The 15862-nt window shown below is 68.0% G+C and carries 14 protein-coding genes; 9 read left to right on the top strand and 5 right to left on the bottom strand.

The window, feature by feature from the left end; translation table 11 throughout:
* Positions 1-443 precede the first annotated feature (443 nt).
* The 3 genes from LIP_RS04655 to LIP_RS04665 form a co-directional block, all read right to left on the bottom strand.
* Positions 444-1511 carry a Gfo/Idh/MocA family protein gene (locus LIP_RS04655; protein WP_068134981.1) on the bottom strand — a complete coding sequence of 356 codons (1068 nt, stop codon included), beginning with the start codon at positions 1509-1511 and terminating at the stop codon, positions 444-446.
* 405 nt (positions 1512-1916) lie between these two features.
* Entirely contained in the window at positions 1917-3821 is a 1905-nt protein-coding gene (locus tag LIP_RS04660) for a TRAP transporter large permease (protein ID WP_198409726.1), read from the bottom strand.
* Between the two features lie 105 nt (positions 3822-3926).
* On the bottom strand, positions 3927-4883 hold the full coding sequence (locus LIP_RS04665; protein WP_269433389.1) for a TRAP transporter substrate-binding protein: 957 nt from the start codon (positions 4881-4883) through the stop codon (positions 3927-3929).
* 353 nt (positions 4884-5236) lie between these two features.
* On the opposite strand from LIP_RS04665, the gene LIP_RS04670 reads away from it, so the two are divergent.
* From LIP_RS04670 to LIP_RS04685, 4 genes are all read left to right on the top strand, one after another.
* Positions 5237-6040 (top strand): DeoR/GlpR family DNA-binding transcription regulator, encoded by an 804-nt coding sequence (locus LIP_RS04670; RefSeq protein WP_068134983.1) that lies wholly within the window; start codon positions 5237-5239, stop codon positions 6038-6040.
* Complete coding sequence (locus LIP_RS04675) at positions 6037-6903, top strand: 5-deoxy-glucuronate isomerase (protein ID WP_068134986.1); 867 nt, start codon at positions 6037-6039, stop codon at positions 6901-6903. The genes LIP_RS04670 and LIP_RS04675 overlap by 4 nt, the downstream gene beginning before the upstream one ends.
* Complete coding sequence (locus LIP_RS04680) at positions 6878-8368, top strand: ADP-dependent glucokinase/phosphofructokinase (protein ID WP_144440331.1); 1491 nt, start codon at positions 6878-6880, stop codon at positions 8366-8368. The genes LIP_RS04675 and LIP_RS04680 overlap by 26 nt, the downstream gene beginning before the upstream one ends.
* Before the next feature lie 99 nt (positions 8369-8467).
* On the top strand, positions 8468-9535 hold the full coding sequence (locus LIP_RS04685) for a class I fructose-bisphosphate aldolase (RefSeq protein WP_068134993.1): 1068 nt from the start codon (positions 8468-8470) through the stop codon (positions 9533-9535).
* A 22-nt stretch (positions 9536-9557) separates the two neighbouring features.
* Here LIP_RS04685 and LIP_RS04690 read toward each other — a convergent pair whose 3' ends face one another.
* Positions 9558-9884: a hypothetical protein gene (locus tag LIP_RS04690; RefSeq protein WP_068134996.1), complete on the bottom strand. Its 327-nt coding sequence runs from the start codon at positions 9882-9884 to the stop codon at positions 9558-9560.
* A gap of 148 nt (positions 9885-10032) precedes the next feature.
* On the opposite strand from LIP_RS04690, the gene LIP_RS04695 reads away from it, so the two are divergent.
* From LIP_RS04695 to LIP_RS04710, 4 genes are read left to right on the top strand one after another with little or no spacing between them, the layout of a single operon-like run.
* Complete coding sequence (locus LIP_RS04695; RefSeq protein WP_068135000.1) at positions 10033-10371, top strand: hypothetical protein; 339 nt, start codon at positions 10033-10035, stop codon at positions 10369-10371.
* 5 nt (positions 10372-10376) lie between these two features.
* The gene (pcp, locus tag LIP_RS04700; RefSeq protein ID WP_082725872.1) at positions 10377-11093 is read left to right on the top strand and encodes a pyroglutamyl-peptidase I; all 717 of its coding nucleotides are present in this window, start codon (positions 10377-10379) and stop codon (positions 11091-11093) included.
* Positions 11077-12447, top strand: coding sequence for an AAA family ATPase (locus tag LIP_RS17610; RefSeq protein WP_158509558.1), 1371 nt, complete (start codon positions 11077-11079; stop codon positions 12445-12447). The genes pcp and LIP_RS17610 overlap by 17 nt, the downstream gene beginning before the upstream one ends.
* Before the next feature lie 3 nt (positions 12448-12450).
* Positions 12451-13131 carry a DUF4276 family protein gene (locus LIP_RS04710; RefSeq protein WP_068135006.1) on the top strand — a complete coding sequence of 227 codons (681 nt, stop codon included), beginning with the start codon at positions 12451-12453 and terminating at the stop codon, positions 13129-13131.
* 78 nt (positions 13132-13209) lie between these two features.
* On the opposite strand, the gene LIP_RS04715 is transcribed toward LIP_RS04710, so the two are convergent.
* On the bottom strand, positions 13210-14022 hold the full coding sequence (locus LIP_RS04715; protein WP_082726572.1) for an IclR family transcriptional regulator: 813 nt from the start codon (positions 14020-14022) through the stop codon (positions 13210-13212).
* Positions 14023-14149: 127 nt separating this feature from the next.
* Here LIP_RS04715 and aceB point away from each other — a divergent pair, with 127 nt between their 5' ends.
* Positions 14150-15745: a malate synthase A gene (gene aceB / locus LIP_RS04720; RefSeq protein ID WP_173652446.1), complete on the top strand. Its 1596-nt coding sequence runs from the start codon at positions 14150-14152 to the stop codon at positions 15743-15745.
* The last annotated feature ends 117 nt before the right edge of the window (positions 15746-15862 follow it).

Here is a 15862-nt window from a genome sequence, read left to right on the forward strand (position 1 = left end):
CCCGCCTCGTCCACGGGGGCAGTGTGGGGCGCACCCGCCCCCGGCGCCGTCCAGCCAGAGGCTCACCGTGAGGCGCAGCCCGCTCCACTCGGTCTCCCGGTCCAGCCGGCGGCCGCCCAGGCGCACCCGGGCCCGCAGGCGGGGAGGGGGTGCCTGGCCATCCACGGCCCAGGCGGTGGCGTGTGCACCCTCGGCGAGCACGCTCCAGAGACCCGCCGTGGCGTAGCGCCGCACCCGGCCGTCGCCGTCGAACTGGGCCATCTGGACGGTGTTGGCCGCGTAGAGGATGCGACGGACGAGCTCGGTGGTTGCGTGGAACCGGCGGTCGGACCAGGTGTAGCGCATGGGCGTGCCTCCCCTTCCTTCTGCGGTGCCGCCGCTACCGTTCGTCGTCAAGCCCGGACCGACTCTTCACCGCTTACGTTCCTTAAGGCGCGCCGCGCTCATGAAGGTAGGATGGGCACGTCCATGGGCCGCCCCTCCCGGGCCGAAGCGTATACCGCCAGCACCAGTTCCAGGGCGTCGCGGGCCTCCTGGCCGCCCACAAGCGGCGGGCGAGCGGTCTGGAGGGCATCGAGGAAGTCGGCGATCTGGGCCCGATGGGCGGCCCAGCCTACGGCGGCCGGATCCGAGGTGCCCACTCCGGCAGGGTCCCGCGCCTCCCAGGCGCCCGAGTGCGAGCCCGCGGCTTCCTCGGCCGCTTGCTCATCCTGGAGGTCGACGCGCTCCAGCCGGTCGTCCTCGATCACCGCGGTCCCCCCGGTACCGAAGAACTCCAGCCGCGTGGAGAGGCCGGGATAGGCGCTGGTGGTGCCCTGGATGGTGCCGAGCGCGCCGCTTTCGAACTCGACGATGGCCAGCCCCACGTCCTCCGCTTCGATGGCGTGGCTCGCGGTGAGGGTACGGCCGTACACCCGTCGGGGAGGCCCCATCATCCAACGCAGCAGGTCGATGGTGTGGATCGACTGGTTGATGAGCGCCCCGCCGCCGTCCATGGCGTACGTCCCCCGCCACCCGCCCGCGTCGTAGTACTCCTGGGTGCGGTACCACTGCACCACGGCGTTGCCCAGGAAGAGACGGCCCAGCCGCCCGGTGCGGACCAGCTCGTGGACTTGCTGGGAGGCAGGGTCGAAGCGGTGCTGGAAGACCACGCCCAGGGTGACGCCGTCCTCCCGGCAAGCGGCGATGGCCCGATCCACCCGGGCGAGGCTGATGTCCAGAGGTTTCTCGCAGAGCACGTGCTTGCCCGCCCGGGCCGCCTCCACCACCAGGTCCGCGTGGGAGCCGCTGGGGGTGCAGAGGCTCACCACGTCCACGTCGTCCCGGCGCAGGAGGGCCCTGTAGTCCTCCTCCGCCACGCCGCCGAACCGCGCCTGGAGACCCTGGGCCCGTTCGAGGTGAGGATCCGAGAAGCCGACCAGCCGCGCCTCGGGCAGGGACGCGTAGGCTTCCGCATGGAGCGGTCCGATGACGCCGCACCCGATGATGGCTACACCGAAGGGACGACTCACCCGATCGGCCCCCCTTCCCGAGCGCCGGGCGATCCGGCGGCATGGCCCGACCCCGATTCGACCTCGTCAACGACCCGCAGGAGCGCTTCCAGAGCCACCCGGGACGCCTCGATTTCAGGAGGGAGGCCGTCTCCGCCCGCGTGGCGGTGAAGCAAGCGAGTTCCGGATCTCCCCCGCCTGTTCCTTGGAGAGATCCGCCACGTTCACCCCGTTCACGGTGCGGAGCTCCAACTGCCGGATGCCGTACTCCTGGCGAACGCCAGGGCGGTGGCGAGATCCTGAGGCACCTCGTCGGTGATGGCGGCCAGCTGGCTTCGCAGTCTGCTTACGGGATACCTCCTCGGCCGGTCCTTATCACACGACCAGGTCGGGCGTGGTCTGTCGCACGGATGGCGAACCTCCCCTTCATCCTACCAGGCCCGGAAGGACGTTGACGAACCAGGGTACGTAGGTGACCAGGAGCAGGATCACAAGCATGGCCGGCCACAGGTACAGGAGGGCCCGGCTCGCCTGCTCGATGCGGGTGCTCCCGATGGCACAGCCCACGAAGAGAGCCGACCCCACCGGTGGCGTGGTGAGGCCCAGACCCAGATTGATGAGCATCACGATTCCGAAGTGGACCGGATCCATATTGATGGGCGGCGCCGTCACGATGGGCAGCAGGACCGGCGTGAGAATGAGGATCAGGGGCGCCATGTCCATGACGGTTCCCAGGATCAAGAGAAGAACGTTGATCATCAGGAGCAGGACGATGGCATTGTCGGAGATCGAAAGCAGGCCGGCGGCCAGCGTGCTCGGGATCCGCAGGTAGGCCATCAACCAGGCGAACGCACTCGCCGCGGCGATCAGGAGGATCACAGTGGCAATCGTCTTCAGGGACTGGATGATGCTACGCCACAGCTTCTTCCAGGTTAGCTCCCGATAGATGAAGGCGGTTACCAGCAGGGCTGCCAGCGTGCCGATGGCCGCCGATTCGGTGGCTGTGAAGAAGCCGAAGGCGACTCCGCCGACGATGATGAGGCCGACGAACATGGCCGGGACGGCGTCCACGAGGATTCGAAGGCTCTCCTTCAGCGGCGGACGCGGCTCAGAAGGATAGCCGCGGCGGACGGCGAGGATGTAGACGACGACCAGGAGCGACAGCCCGATCATGATCCCCGGGATGTATCCGCTCAGGAAGAGGGCCCCGATGGAGACGCCCCCTGCAGCAAGGCTGTAGATAACCGCGTTGTGACTGGGAGGAATGATGATCCCCTGGGTAGAGCTGGCCACGGTGATGGCCACGCTGAAGTCATCGTCGTAGCCCTTCTTCTTCATCATGGGGATCACGAGTGAGCCGGTGGCGCTCACGTCGGCCACGGCTGATCCAGAGGCACCCCCGAAGAGCATGGAGTCCACCACGTTCACCATGGCGAGTCCGCCGCGGACCGGCCCGACCAGCACCCGGGCGACGTCCACGAACCGCTGCGCGATGCCGCCTTCAGCCATGATCTGGCCCGCCAGGATAAAGAAGGGGATGGCGAGGAGCGGGATGGAATTGACACCGTTAGCCATCCGCTGGCTCACGATGAGAAGGGGCAACCCAAGGTCCATGGTGGTCAGGAGGGCGGCCACGCCCAGGGCAACGGAAATGGGAACGCCAAGGAGCAGCATCACCACGAAGGAACCCAGCAGGATCCCAACGGGACCCGATAGCGCCTCCGGACCCAGGACGGCGAACGCTCCGAGAACGATGAGACCAACGCCCCCTAGAAGGACGGACCATATCAGACGGCGGTTTGCCTGGACCTCCTCGTCGTCGAGTTCCGGGGGCTTCCACGCGTTTCTCAGCGCGTAGAAGGTGATGAGCAGGCCGCCGACGGGGATGCCCATGTACATCCAGCCGATGGGCATCCCTGATGCGGAGAACGTCTGAAGCATGGTGCGCCGGGCCAGCTCGTAGCCATAGATCACCAGGTAGACACCGAAGGCGGCCACTACCAGCCAGACAGCCCCGAAAACGATTCCCCGCCACCGCCTGGGAAACTGGCGAACAAGCACGTCCATGGCCAGGTGCGCCCTGTCTCGGATACCGAGTCCGCTACCGATCATGGCCAGCCAGACCATCAGCACCAGGCTGACCTCTGACGTCCACCGGGGCGAATGGATTCCAGGGATATAGCGGGCGATCACCTGCCAACTGATGACCAGCACGATGCCCACCAGGAGCCCGGCGCTCACCCCGTGGATGGCCTGGGTGAAACGGATCTCGACCTTCCCGCTCAAGTGGCGGGGGGAAGCGGCGTCACCTGCTTGTTCGGTGGGTTGCACGGAGGTCGCCTCCTGGGGTCCTGCTCGAGGTGAACCGGCAAAGGAGTCCAAAACGAGAGGAGGCGCGGGGCCCGGCCATCCGGGCACCCGCCCCTGCACGACTCCCTACTTGGTGTCGAGGATCCGCTGCAGAAGGTCGCCGTAGGCCTTGCCGTATTTCTCGTAAAGCGGCCCCATGGCAGCCTGGAACTCCTCGACGTTCACATCGATGATCTCAGACCCGGCGGCTTCCACGGCGCGACGGCTCTCGGCGACCAGGTCTCGCCAGAGGGCTGCCTGCACGGGCACACTGGCCAGCGCCGCCTCTCGGATCAAGTCCTGATCTTCACGGCTGAGCCGGTTCCAGGTCTGCAGGCTGATCATGACGATTTCGGGGACGCGAGCGTGCTGATCGAGACTGAAGTACGGCGCCACCTCGTAATGGCGAACCCCGCGCGGTCCGTAGGATGGGAAGTTGTTCTCCGCCCCGTCGATGGCCCCGGTTTGCAGTGCACTATAGACCTCCTCGTAGGCCATGGGGACGGGGCGTGCCCCGAGAGCTTCCATCATGTCCAGCACGACGCGGGACTGCTGGGTACGGATGCGCAGACCCTCCAAGTCCGCCACGTCCCGGATGGGCTTCTTGTTCGTATAGAAGCTGCGGCTGCCTGAGTCGTAATAGGCCAACCCGACGAGGCCGCTGCCCTTCAGCCCGTCCAGCAACTGCCGGCCGATGGGTCCCTGGACCACCTTCCACATGTGGGTCTCGTTTCGGAAGATGTACGGGAGGCTGTAGACGCCCATGGGTGCGTAGAACTCGCCCACCGGGCTGGTGGATGTGCGGACGATGTCGATGACACCCAACTGCACCTGCTCGATGGTGGACCGCTCGTCGCCCAACTGGCCGCCGGGATAGACTTCCATCCGAATACGGCCACCACTGGCCGCCTCCAGGTAGTTCGCCATGAAGACGAGCCCCTGGACCGTTGGGTAATCGGGCGGCTGGTTGTCGGCGGCGCGAAGAACGATCTGTTGAGCGGAGACGAGGGTTGGGGAGAGGATTCCGGACAGTAACGCTACCACAGCCAGCGCAAGGATCGTCCTGGTAACCGTCCTACTTCGCAACGCCTTTCGCCCCTTTCCGTCATCTTGCGGCGCAATACCTGTGGCACCGTCGCCAGGCTGCGTCGCTCCGACCGGCGCCTGCCGGAAGCGCCGACTTCTGCACAATCAATGAGTTCTCGCATCGCGGCCCATATCCTTCCGACTGTGTTGATATATGTTGCATAGCGGGCAGGAACGGACACATGGGTGAAGAATGCATCCTATGTTGGTGCAGGTCAACGTCGCTCTGGCGTGCTGCCGGAGAGCGCGAAAGCCGCTGTGCGGGTGCGTGACAGTGCCAGGTCATGCAACACCACGGTAGGAGGTCCGTCATGCTCGCCGTCGAGCGCAGGCAGCGGATGCTCGAACTGCTGCAGAAGCACCATCAGGTGGAGGTCCGGGAGGTTTCCCAGCTCCTGGGGGTCACGCCCGAGACGGTACGTCGCGACCTCCGCCTGCTCGAGGAGGAAGGGATTCTCGAGCGGGTCCACGGGGGGGCGCGCCTGCTCGTCCCCGGCCAGGCCGCTCCCCCCTTCTCCGCCCGGAAGGTCGCCCACCTGGCCGAGAAGCGGGCCATCGCCCAGGAAGCCCTCCGGCGGCTCGAGGACGGTGACGCCGTCGCCCTCGACACGGGCACCACGGTGCTGGAGCTGGCGCGGCGACTAGGCGAGCGGCATCTCTCGGTGCTCACCTACGGGATCACCCTTGCCCACGAGCTGGCCCGGTTCCCCCACCTGCGGGTGCACGTGGTGGGTGGGACCCTCTACCCCTCCGAGGAGACCCTGGTGGGGAGCGAGGCCGTGGGCGCCATCCGCCGCTTGCGGGTCGACAAGGCTTTCATGGCCTGTGCCGGCGTCGATGCCGAGTACGGGCTCACCGTCTCCAACTCGCTGGAAGCGGAGGTGAAGCGGGCGCTGGTGGCCAGCGCGGGGAAGGTCTACCTGCTGGCCGACTCGTCCAAGTTCCGGCGCCGGGGGCTCGTCTCCTACGCCCGGCTGGAGGAGATCGACGTGGTCATCACCGACGAGGGAATCGACCCGGAAAGTGCGGAACTCGTGCGTGGGGCGGGTGTGGAGCTGATCGTGGCCCGCACGTCGCCCGGGAGCGACCACGCGGGGGAGGGGATGGAACGGTGAACCTGCGGATCCGTAAGCCGCTGGGCGACGGCCTCACGCCGCTGGTGGACCGCCCCATGGAGGGTATCGAGCGCATCCACCTGTTCACGCTCCGTCTCGGGCCGGGCCAGGCCTACACGTGGGAGGGCGAGCCGGGGCGGGAGAGCGGGCTGGTCCTCCTTCAGGGCGGGTTCGACCTTGAGGCCGGGGGGGAGCGCGTGGAGGGCCTGGGCCCGCGCCCCGACGTCTTCAGTGCCCCGGCCACCGCCGTCTACCTTCAGCCCGGTGCGGGTGCCCGGATCACCGCCGGCACCGAAGGGGTAGAACTGGCCGTGGCCACCGCCCCCGTGCCTGTGGGCACCGGAACGGGGAACGGCCGAACCGGCGGAGGGGTCCCAGGCCGAACCCATCAGATCGTGACGCCTCAGGACATCATCACGCACCGGGGCCGCGGCGGGCCGCACTTCACCCGCGACGTCTTCGACGTCATCGGATCCCAGGTGCCGGCGGCCAGCCTCATCGTGGGCGAGACCTTCAACCGGTCCGGCGAGTGGTCCAGCTACCCGCCCCACAAGCACGACCGGCATCGCCCACCTGAAGAGGTGAAGATGGAGGAGGTCTACTTCTTCCGTTTCCGGCCCCGCACGGGCTTCGCCCTCCAGCGGATCTACACGGAGGATCGAAGCGTGGACGAGGCGTACGTGGTGGAGCAGGACGACTGCATGCTCCTGCCGAAGGGATACCACCCCGTGGCGGCGGCTCCGGGGTACGTGGCCTACTACCTGTGGGTGCTGGCCGGCGAGGGGCGCGAGCTCCGGCCCTACGACGATCCCACCCACGCCTGGGTGGGGCGCGCGGGTGCGCCTCGCGACCTTCATGAATGAAGGATCCGCCGGCACCTGGCAGGCTCTGGCCGAGGAGGCGGTGGCCGGGAGCCGCCAGGCCCTCCCGCAGGCGGGCGGCGCCGCCCTCGCCTTCCACTCGGTGGCCGACGGGCTGGTCCACCTGGACGGACCGCGGGTGGCCCGCCTGGTGGCAGGTGCCGGGGGAGAGGCCGTTGCCGCCCCGCTCCTGGACCAGCCCCGGCCGCCGAAGGCGCTTCACTCCCCCAAGGACCTGGTCGCGGCCCTCCTCTTCTCGCTCCAGCGGGGCCAGGCGCTCCAGCGGATGATCGTTCACGCCCCGCTGCACCGCTGGCTGCAGGAGGTGCTCGGTTACGACGAGCTCCGCCTGGGCGGGACCTCGGCCAACATGGCGGTGGCCGTGGCCAGCCTCGGCATCGATCCCACCATCGTCTACGCCTACCCACCCAGCCGGCGGGTGGCCTCCCTCTTTCCGCCGCTCCCGGGCCTACGCGCCTTCACCGGCAGGCCTGGCAACCCGCTCCTCCCCGTGAGCGACTGGGCGGGCAGCCTGCCGCGTGATGAGTCTCCCGAGTCGCCCCTCCACTGGATCCTGGAGTACGGACCGGAGATGGAGGTGCAGGTGGGTTCGCTGCGGCTCCGGCCGCCGCGGGCCAACCGGTTCATCGCCGGGTGGAACCCCGCCAACCGCCGCCTCCGGCTGGAGCCGGCGTTCGTGGACGGCCTGGAGCGGGAGGCGGGAAGGCTCGGGTTCTTCTTCCTTTCAGGCTACCACATCCTGGCCGAAGGGGATGAGGGGGGCGAAGCAGGGTTTACCGAGGCCGTCGGATCTACGGCCACCCTGGTCGACCGGGTGCGCCGGGCGAACCCCAGGGTGACCGCGCACCTGGAGATGGCCTCCATCGGGAGCGAGGCGGTGCGCCGGGAGGTTCTGACGCGAGTCGTTCCCCGGGTCTCGAGCGTGGGGATGAACGAGGCCGAGTTGGAGACGATCGCGGCAGACCTGGGAATCCCCTGGTTTAGCCCAGGGAGCGGCGCAGACCGCCTGGCCCGTCTGGTTCGCGCCACGCTGGAGGTCTCCCGGGTAACCGGTCTTCGGCGGATGCACGTGCACGATCTCGGCAACTACGCGATCGTCCTGGGCGGTGGTCAGGACGAGGGTGAAGCCGTCGCTGCTCGCGCCGGCCTCCTCTTCGCCGGGGCGGTAGCGGCGGCCCGGGCGCGGACCGGCGAGCTCTCCCCCAGGAGCGGCCAGGACAGCCTCGCGGAGCCCTTCTCGCCCGAAGGGCTCCGGAGGTTGGAGCGCCTGGATGAAGTCCTGGCCGAGAAGGGCGCGGAACGGCGTGGCCCCGGGATCTGGCGGCTGACCGAGCGGTGGATCGTCGCGGTCCCCAGCCGGGTGGTGGAGAGGCCCAGGCGCACCGTGGGCTTGGGGGACACGATCTCCGCTTCCGCCCTTCTGGCGGAGACGGCGCTGCGGCGCTGATCCGGCCGCAACGATGCCGGCCTTGGAGACGGCGGCGCTTGGAAACCGCGAAGACTCGACACGTCTGGATGGACGTCTGGAATCAGGAGGAAGGCACCTGTGCACCCCAACGAGGAGACGTCGCCCCACACCCTTCCGTACGCGCCACCCAAGACCCCATTCGAGACGCGGAGGTTCCTGCCGGAGGAGCTCTTTGGCCAGATCACGGAAGTGCGGGTGCGCCAGCCGGAGCTGATCCGGCGTCTGGCCGCCTCCCGGCTCCGGCGCCAAGAGCTCACCCTGGACGGCCGTCTCGCGCTGGTGGCGGCGGACCACCCGGCCCGGCGGGTGACGTCCGCGGCCGGGGACCCCTACGCCATGGCGGATCGCTTCCAGTACGTGGGGCGGGTGGCGCGGGCGCTGGCTGCTCCTGGCGTGGACGGGGTGATGGCCACCGCCGACGTGGTGGAGGAGCTTCTGGTCCTGGACCACCTCTTCCGCCGATCCGGGCGCCCCGGTTTCCTGGAGGGCAAGGTGATCGTGGGCAGCGGCAACCGGAGCGGCCTGCGAGGCGCCCGCTTCGAGCTGGACGACCGCCCCACGGGCTACACGCCCGACTGGGCCCAGGCCATGGGGCTCGACGGGCTCAAGGTGCTGATCCGCATCGACCTCCAGGAACGCGACTCGGTGGCCACCCTGGCCCGGATCGCAGCCGAGGTGCGGGAAGCTCAGGCCCGCGACCTGCCTGTCTTCGTCGAGTTCCTGCCCGGGCGCATGACGCCCGAGGGCTTCCGGGTGGAGGCGACGGTCGAGGCGCTCATGGAGGCGGCCGGGGTGGCCGCCGCGCTGGGGGGCACCAGCGCCCGCACCTGGCTGAAGCTCCCCTACGTGGAGGGCTACCCGCGGATCGCCCGGGCCACGACCCTGCCCATCCTCATGCTGGGCGGGGAGACGGAGGCCACCCCCGTTCCGGTGCTGGAGGACTTCGCCCGGGGGATGGGCGCAGGCCCCACCGTGCGGGGGGTCATGGTAGGCCGCAACGTGCTCTTTCCGGGCACCGACGACCCCCTGGCCGTGGCCGGCGCCGTGGCCCGGATCGTCCACGACGGCGCCTCCGCGGCCGAGGCGCTGGACGTCCTGCATGTCCTGCGGGGCCGGGGCCTCCGGAGCGGCACCCGGACCTCCTAGCTCCAGCGGAAGGTAACGCCCATCACGTGGGCCGTGCCCGGACGACCCGCGCCCCGGAGTGCACCTCCGGAGCGGAGCCCTGGGGGACCGGCCGGAGCACCGCCGGCCCAAGGGAGACGGCCGGGCCCCTCGGGGACCCCCAGGGTGCTCCCAAGAGGCGGGCGAGCTCCCGGTAGCGGCCAGCCGCGGCCACCGGGTCGGGGACGGGCCAGCGGAGCTCCGCCAGGTGTACGGGCTCCGAAGACGCGCCGGTGGCCGCCGCCCTCGCCAGGAAGCCGAGCTCGGGCAGGGTGGCCCGCCGCTCTTCGTAGAGCGGCGGACTCGAGCGCGAGGTAGGCAGCGCCCGCACGCGCCGGGCCTTCGGGGCGGAACCTGTCAAGAGTGATGTCCCAATGAACCGAGAGGAGGTCCTCCGGTTGACAGGCCTGGGCGCGTCCGCCCGGGAAGGTACCCGGGACAAGACGCGGTGAGACTCTCGGGCTGGGAGGGATCAGGCCGTGTTCTGGGAGTCCATGGCAGATCGCATCACCCCGGAGGCGGTAGTCGCCTTTGCAGTGGGGCTGCTGGGGGTCCTGGTGGGAACCCAGGCCGCGCTCCGCTGGGGCTACACCCACGCCTACGAGTTCGGCCGGTGGTTGGCCCGACGGCTTCCCGGCCACGCCATCGAGCACTTCCTGGCCGAGCAGGCGCGGGGGCTCCACGACGGGCTCGAGGCGGACCATTCCGACGCGACCCTGGACGCGCAGGTCGTCCAGGAACCGCAGGGGTCCGGCCGGGTCACGACCCTCACGCTCACCTTGCGCCCGAAGGAGGTGGTGACAGGGCCTCGAAGTTAGGCACCATGAGCACTACCGTGCTGGTTACCGGTTTCGAGCCGTTCCTCACGTTTCCCGTCAATCCCAGCGGCCAGATCGCTGCGGCCCTGGACGGTGAGGCGCTGGGTACGGGCCGGGTGGTGGGGCGGGTACTCCCCGTGGCCTACGAACGCGCGGGGGAGATGGTGGAGGCACTCCTCGACGAGCTCCGCCCCGATGCCGTGGTGGCCCTTGGGCTCGCCGCCGGGCGAGAGCGGATCTGCTTCGAGCGAGTGGCCATCAACTGCATGGACGGCGAGGTGGACAACCAGGGCGTCCGCCACCAGGACGAGCTCATCGATCCCCAGGGGCCGGCCGCCTACTTCACCACCCTGCCGATCCGGGCCATGGAGGAACAGCTTCGGGCCGAGGCGATCCCCGCCGCCATCTCGAACACGGCCGGAACCTACCTCTGCAACTACGTGATGTACCGGCTCCTCCACCACCTGAGCCGCACTGGCCGACGGATCCCGGCTGGTTTCGTCCACCTGCCCGCGTCCCACGATCTGGCCGTCGCCCTGGAGCGGCCGGTACCGAGCTGGCCCGCGGACGACCTGAAACGCGCCACTGAACGATCCGTGGAAGCATTGCTTGGGTGGATGGCGACTTCCTCATCCACGGGGCCGTCTTCGGAGCCGCGGAACACGCCACATGGGCATGCTCTACGGTGGGGAAGGGGGCGAGGGTATGCTCACCCGCATTGAGATCGATGGCTTCAAGAGTTTCTCGGGTTTCGGTCTGGACATTGCTCCTTTCGAGGTGATCCTTGGTCCTAACGCTTCAGGTAAGTCAAATCTCTTCGACGCCATTCGACTGCTATCTCGGCTTGCAGACACCGACCTGCGTACAGCCGTGAAGGGCCTACGTGGGGAACCTCATGAGCTTTTCCGCCGGCTACCTGATGGAACCCCAAGTGCCCGCATGGCGTTTGCTATCGAGGTTCTTCTTCATCCCACGGTAACGGATCCATGGGGCGCGACCAAACCTATCTCGCACTCGCGGGTCCGATACGAGGTTGAGATCGAGCGGCGCCGTGATGCACGGGGAATCGAACGTCTGGTCGTCGCACGAGAGGACGCACGTCCCATCCTCAGCACGCACGATACGTGGAGGCCGGGGGGCCGGGATCTTTCGCCGCAGTTCCGGCAGGCGTTCATGAAGTACGGTCGCCGAACGCCATGGCTGTCCACGGTCGAGACTGAAGGTGTACCAAGCTTCCAGATTCACCAGGATGGGCGCGCTGGTCGCAAGCGACCGGCAGAGGCTGCAGAGGCAACAGTTCTCTCGAGCATCACCAGCGCTGAGTTCCCACACCTTTACTCGCTACATGAGGAGCTTCGTTCGTGGCGTTTTATTCAGCTCGATCCAGCTGCACTACGGCGGCCCAGCCCGGTGACCGCCTCCGATGAGTTGGAACCTGACGGTTCGAACCTCGCTACTGTTCTGGCGCGAATCAAGGCCGAGACAGCAACAACGGTACAGCCAAAGGGGATGCTGGCAGATATCGTCGCCGACCTCACGGCCTTGATTCCAGGCGTCGTTGATGTAAGCGTGGAAGAAGACCGACGCAACCGTGAGTACCGCATCGACGTCGCCATGAGGGGCGGCCCGCCGTTCAGCTCCAGGGTCATCTCCGACGGAACGCTGCGAATCCTTGCGCTCCTGACCCTGCTTCACGATCCCAAGCAACGAGGTCTGGTCTGCTTCGAGGAACCCGAGAACGGGGTTCACCCCGCGCGCTTGAAGGAGCTCATCAAGCGCCTGCGAGCCTTGGTCACTGATCCCTCGATCCCCGAGCTCGATGACACCGATGCTCTCTCGCAAATCCTTGTCAACAGTCACTCGCCCGTCGTGCTCTCCGCCCTGGGTGATGACCAAGCTTTGTTTTCTGACCTGGTGGCAGAGGTTGATCCGCACGAGAAAACGGTCTCGTACAAGACGCGTATTCGTCCCATCGAGCCTGAGGACCAGGGCGAACTGTGGCTGGATGATTCACGCTCCTATGTGAGCCGGTACGAAGCAGAACGATACTTGTCCACGGCAGTCAGGGAGTACTGAGTCGTGCGCTTCCTTGGCCTCGCCCTCTTCGCTGAGGGACCCACCGACTACCGATTCCTGGGACCGTTGCTCCGACGGGTTACGGAGGACCTGTGCCTGAGAGAGGCATCGGAGTCCGTTGAGATCACCGAAGTGCTCGCGTTGGTCAGGTCCAGGGAATCGGCAAGCCTCCCGCGTGAGCTCCAGATCCTTGACGCGATGCGCCGCGCCTCTGGAGCGTTCTCACTGCTTTTCATACACGCCGATGGTTCGGGGGATCCCGTGGCCGCGCGGAAGCATCAGGTACAACCTGCGATAAGCCGCATCTTGGAGCACGGGGGCCCCTCGGGCGTGGGAGCCGTTCCGGTGATTCCCGTCAGGGAGACCGAAGCGTGGGCCCTTGTCGATGGACAAGCCCTTCGTCGGGCTTTCGGCACAAGCCTTGATGATGCTGAGCTCGGACTTCCCCCGCGACCAGCAGACGTGGAGAGGATCCCGGACCCGAAGGCTGCGCTGGACCATGCATGCCGCATCGCGATCGGCGCGGGGCACAGGCGAAGGCGTCGCGCTGCGGCGTTCTTGGAGGCTATAGCCGAGTCCCTCTCCCTTGACCGGTTGCAGCAGGTTCCCGCCTTTCGCCAGTTCGAACAAGACCTACGCGATGGCCTTGAGATTCTGCGCGTGCTACGAGGAGCGCACGGGTGATGTTACGTGCCAGGCTCTCTGGCCAGGTAGAGTGAGTCACGGTTGTGCGGTTCCCAGGAGCCGGCTTACCTGCTCCGCTCACCCGCCAACGGTCCTGAGCAGATGGGATACCCTTTCCGCTGCGGCCAGGACTTCGGGCGCCAGGGTGCTCACCCGGTCGGCCGTCAACCGGGACGAGGGCGCCGAAAGGCTGAGCGCAGCCACCACCTCGCCCTGACGGTCACGGATGGGTGCCGCGATGCACCGCACCCCGAGCTCCCGTTCCTCGTTGTCGACCGCGTAGCCCTGGTCCCGGATCGCGTCCAGCTCCCGGTGAAGCTCGGTGCGGCGTGTGAGCGTGTTGGGGGTGTAGTGGGTCCAGGGACCGGGCCCCATCACCCCGTCCACCTCCTCGGGTGAGAGCCATGCCAGGAGGATCTTGCCCACGCCGGTACAGTGGAGGGGCGTACGGGCGCCGATCTGAGTGAACATGCGCAGGAGCTGCTGTCCCTCCGCCTGGGCGACGTAGACGGCGTCCGATCCGTCGCGCACGGCCAGGTTCACGGTCTCCCCCAGGTCCCGGGCCAGATCCTTCATCACCGGCAGGGCCAGCTCGTTCAGGCGGAGCCGAGGCAGGAAGGCGCTGCCCACCTCGAAGGCTCGTACGCCCACGTGGTAGCGGCCTGTTTCGTCGGAGGGCTGGACGAACCGGCGGGACCTCAACGTTTCCAGCAGGCGGTAGGCCGTGCTGACGGGCAAGCGCACGCGCTCGGCGATCTCGCTCAGGGTGAGGCCGGGCTGGTCGGTCAGGGCTTCCAGGATGGAAAGGCCCCGGTCGAGCGCCCGCACGCCTCCGCTCTGGGTCCGGGTCCGGCGGCGCCCGCCCCGGCGGGCCGTAGGTTCCGGCATCATCTCTTCCCCCTTCACTTCAGCCCGTTTCCGTATAACGAAAATACCATCTATCTGTTGACAAAGCAAGCGCGCGGGGGTATCTTTTTAGCGAAAACTCAGCATCACACCAGAGGTGGGGGGCGCTTCCATGGTGACCCTGGAGGGGATCGACGTTCGAGGCCCGGTGGAGGGCCCGTTCAAGGAGATCCTGACACCTGACGCCCTGGCCTTCGTGGCGGGGCTTCACCGGGAGTTCAATCCCCGGCGGGAGGAGCTCCTCCGCCGGCGGGCCGGGCGCCAGGCCCGCTTCGATGCTGGCGAGCTGCCCGACTTCCTGCCCGAGACCCGCTCCGTCCGGGAAGGCGACTGGAAGGTGGCGCCCATCCCCCCGGCCCTCCAGGACCGCCGGGTTGAGATCACCGGTCCCGTGGACCGCAAGATGATGATCAACGCCCTCAACTCCGGGGCGAAGGTCTTCATGGCCGACTTCGAGGACGCCCACTCGCCCACGTGGGCCAACACCCTGCAGGGGCACGTCAACCTAATCGACGCGATCGAGCGGACCATCGCGTTCACCAGCCCCGAAGGGAAGCAGTACCGGCTGAACGAGGAGGTGGCCGTGCTCCTGGTGCGGCCCCGGGGCTGGCATCTCGTGGAGAAGCACGTCCTGGTCGACGGCAGCCCCATCTCCGCCTCCCTCTTCGACTTCGGTCTCCACCTCTTCCACAACGCCCGGCGCCTCATGGACCGGGGCAGTGGGCCCTACTTCTACCTGCCCAAGCTGGAGAGTCACCTGGAGGCCCGGCTCTGGAACGACGTCTTCAACGCCAGCCAGGACCGGCTGGGGATCCCCCGGGGTACCATCCGCGCTACGGTCCTCATCGAGACGATCCTGGCCGCCTTCGAGATGGAAGAGATCCTCTACGAGCTGCGGGACCACTCGGCCGGCCTCAACGCCGGGAGGTGGGACTACATCTTCAGCGTCATCAAGAAGTTCCGGAACCGGCCCGACTTCCTCCTCCCCGACCGGGCCCAGGTGACCATGACCGTCCCCTTCATGCGGGCCTACACCGAGCTCCTGGTGAAGACCTGTCACCGCCGGGGCATCCACGCGATCGGCGGCATGGCGGCCTTCATCCCCAGCCGGCGGGATCCCGAGGTGAACGAGAGGGCCCTGGCAGGCGTTCGGGACGACAAGCTGCGGGAGGCGGGCGACGGTTTCGACGGCACCTGGGTCGCCCACCCGGACCTGGTGCCCGTGGCGATGGAGGTCTTCGACGCCCGGCTGGGGGAGCGGCCGCACCAGCTCGACCGCCTGCGGGAAGAGGTGCAGGTGACCGCCCAGAACCTGCTGGACGTGCGGGTCCCCGGCGGCAGCATGACCGAGGCGGGCGTGCGCAACAACGTGAGCGTGGCCATCCAGTACCTGGAGTCCTGGCTGCGGGGCGTGGGCGCGGCCGGCATCTTCAACCTCATGGAGGACGCGGCCACCGCCGAGATCGCCCGCTCCCAGGTGTGGCAGTGGCTTCGCCACGGGGCAACCCTGGCCGACGGGCGCCGCTTGAGCCGGGACCTGGTCCGTGCCTTCGAAGAGGAGGAGCTGGCCAAGGTGCGCCAGGCGGTGGGCGACGACCTCTTCGGGCGGGGGCGGTTCGACGAGGCCCGGGCGCTCTTCGAGCGGGTGGCCGTCGCTGCCGAGTTCGCCGAGTTCCTGACGATCCCGGCCTACGAGCTGATCGACTAGGTGCACATCTGCACGAAGCTGGTGGTGAGGCCCGGGGGGCGCTACCAAGTCGCCCTTTTGGCCTCCTACCGTTGGTCTTCGTGCCGCGTGTCGCGCGGAGACCTGGCCATCACGTCG

This window comes from Limnochorda pilosa, assembly GCF_001544015.1.
Lineage (GTDB): Bacteria > Bacillota > Limnochordia > Limnochordales > Limnochordaceae > Limnochorda > Limnochorda pilosa.

Bases quoted from the DNA above. Each gene is read 5' to 3' on its own strand.
- LIP_RS04670 (WP_068134983.1), top strand. From the start codon at position 5,237: ATGCTCGCCGTCGAGCGCAGGCAGCGGATGCTCGAACTGCTGCAGAAG.
- pcp (WP_082725872.1), top strand. From the start codon at position 10,377: ATGAGCACTACCGTGCTGGTTACCGGTTTCGAGCCGTTCCTCACGTTT.
- LIP_RS17610 (WP_158509558.1), top strand. From the start codon at position 11,077: ATGCTCACCCGCATTGAGATCGATGGCTTCAAGAGTTTCTCGGGTTTC.
- LIP_RS04715 (WP_082726572.1), bottom strand. From the start codon at position 14,022: ATGATGCCGGAACCTACGGCCCGCCGGGGCGGGCGCCGCCGGACCCGG.
- aceB (WP_173652446.1), top strand. From the start codon at position 14,150: ATGGTGACCCTGGAGGGGATCGACGTTCGAGGCCCGGTGGAGGGCCCG.